This is a genomic window from Flavobacterium taihuense (assembly GCF_019351435.1).
GTDB lineage: Bacteria > Bacteroidota > Bacteroidia > Flavobacteriales > Flavobacteriaceae > Flavobacterium > Flavobacterium taihuense.
The window spans coordinates 1-2,617 of sequence record NZ_JAHWYN010000049.1; the positions used below are offsets into that span (position 1 = coordinate 1).

2 protein-coding genes are annotated in these 2,617 nt (G+C 35.7%); both read right to left on the reverse strand.

Features of this window, described 5'->3' with window-relative positions:
- Positions 1-135: 135 nt before the first annotated feature.
- Entirely contained in the window at positions 136-873 is a 738-nt protein-coding gene (gene istB / locus KZH69_RS20265; RefSeq protein WP_219319283.1) for an IS21-like element helper ATPase IstB, read from the reverse strand.
- Positions 874-889: 16 nt separating this feature from the next.
- Complete coding sequence (istA, locus tag KZH69_RS20270) at positions 890-2,437, reverse strand: IS21 family transposase (protein ID WP_219319284.1); 1,548 nt, start codon at positions 2,435-2,437, stop codon at positions 890-892.
- Positions 2,438-2,617: the final 180 nt, after the last annotated feature.

A 2,617-nucleotide genomic window follows, 5' to 3' on the forward strand; every position in this document is an offset into this window, starting at 1 on the left:
AATTCCAATTTAAAGTGACCACCTGATTCCAATTCAAAATGACCACCTAATTCCGGAGCAAAATGACCACCTCCATTTTTCATTAAAAACTACTTTTTTTCATCTGTTAATTAGTATTCAAATATACTTAAAATATTACCCTTTGTTTATGCCTCTTTTCTTTCTCATAGATTCCCCATGTAATTCGAGTCGGTGAGATTGATGTATAAGTCTATCCAAAATTGCGTCAGCTATAGTTTTTTCGCCAATTATATCATACCAACCTTGTACTGGGATTTGTGATGTCACAATTATAGAACCGTTATTATGCCTGTCTTCAATGATCTCCAAAAGGGTAATTCGGTTGTGACTATCTAATGCTTGGAGTCCAAAATCGTCAAGTATAATGACGTCTTGCCTTTCAATTTTAGCAAGCTCGCGCAGGTAAGAGCCATCTGCTTTGGCCATTTTTAATTTAGCAAACAACTTCGATGTATTAAAATAACTCACTTTAAAACCTTGTATACAGGCTTGATAACCTAATGCTGTACCTAAATAGCTCTTACCTACACCTGTACTTCCCGTGATTAAGATGTTTTCATTTTTTTCTACAAATTCACATTCTGCCAGACGCAGAACCATGTTTCTGTCAAGATTGCGTGATACATCAAAATTGACGCTTTCAATATTTGATTTATAATGGAATCTGGCATTCTTGATACTGCGTTCAATACGACGATTGTGCCTTTCGTCCCATTCCGCATCAATAATCATCGATACAAACTGATCTAGCGTGTAGTGGTCTGTTTTCCCGCTTTCAATGGCTGTTTTAAAAGCATTGAACATACCATAAAGCTTCATTTGTTTCATTTTTGTTACTGTGGATTCATTCATGTTTTCAAGATTTAATTTAGTTATAATAATGTTTTCCTCTTATGTTACCGTGATTCGGGAGTTCCTGCTGGGGTTCTTGCTCAAAATCAATATGGTCTAAGTTGTTTTCTAAAATATTCTGTATGGTCTTAAAATTGTAAATTCTAAAATCAAGTGCCCGTTTACAGGCATTTATTAATCGCTGCTTACCAACCTTTTTTTCGAAGTTTAGTATTCCTAAACAACTTTTGTAAGCCTGTTCAGGATGGTTTCTGCTTTCGATTATCTGCATAATATATTCTCCCACTGACTCATCAATACTACTTGCCCAATCAATAAATCGAGCAGCACTCCATTGGGCTACAAATTGATGTGTACTGGCTAAATGCTCTGGGATTGTGGTGTAGACATAAGGTTTGTAATTTCGTTCATGAACAGCTATTCGATTGTATTTATAATAGATCTCCACGGTTGATTTGGTGTACAAGAGTTTCGCTTTTTTCTTTACATACTGATATGGAACACTGTAGTAGTTTTTGTCTTGACTTAATTGAACATGCCCATTTTGCATTACCGTTGCAAAGGATTGGTATTTGATTTCAAAGCGTTCTTGTGGTAGTGGGCGCAGTTGTTGTTTCTCATCTTCTAAAAACAACTCTTTTCGAGAGTAAGGGCGTCCTGTGAGTTTTCGATTATTATGAGTATCCAATAAATCCCATATCTGCTGGTTCAATTCTTCCAAACTAAAGAATTTAGTTTCTTTTAGAGTCACATAAATCCTTCTGTATAAGATCTTAACAGCTCCTTCAACTAATGACTTATCTCTTGGTTTATAAGCCCTGGCAGGCAAGATTGTAGTTTCGTAATGTTCCGCTAAATCAGCCAAGGTTTCATTAATTGTCGGCTCAAAACGACTGCTTTTTATTACTGCAGATTTTAAATTATCTGGGACAATTGCCTCAGGAGTGCCTTCAAAAAAGCGCATAGCATTTTCTACCGAAGTGACAAAATCTTCCTTCTGTTGGCTCATGGAAGCTTCAGCATACGTGTATTGACTGGCTCCCAATATGGCTACAAAAAATTGTACTTCTTTGATTTCACCAGTGTCGTTATCAATAATGGAGAGTGTTTTTCCGGCATAATCCACATACATTTTATCACCTGCTTTGTGATTCATGTGCATTACCGGATTGACTCGTTTACTCCATACTTTGTAGTGATGAGCAAATTGCGAACTCCTGTAACCATCAGGGTTTATGCCAACATATTGTTCCCACATATGTTGTATGGTAACGCCAACTTTTTTTAGTTCACGCTCCATTTTAGGAAAAAAATTATGGAGTGTCTGCAATTTGGGACTAATTGATTCCACTGTAGTTTGTGAAAACAAAAGTTCTAGTTCAGCATCTGTTTTTTTATCAATTAATTCAAAGTTTAATCCGAGGACTTCAAATAAAGAAATATATTTCTTTACCGTATTCCTGGAAAGGGATAAGTAGCTACTTATAAATAACTTACTCTTTCCATCACAATAGAATTTAATTACTTTTCTAATTTTACTCATGTCTGTTATTTTGTTTGCCATAATCCGTATTTTTTTAACGAATGTATGGTTCTAACAACATGAAAAAATCAGTAGTTTTTAATAATCAATTTACCCCGAAATTAGGTGGTCAATTTGAACTGGAAAGTGGTGGTCAGTTTGCTCCGGAACTGGTGGTCAATTTACACTGGAAAGTGGTGGTCAATTTGACCGGTTTTTCCA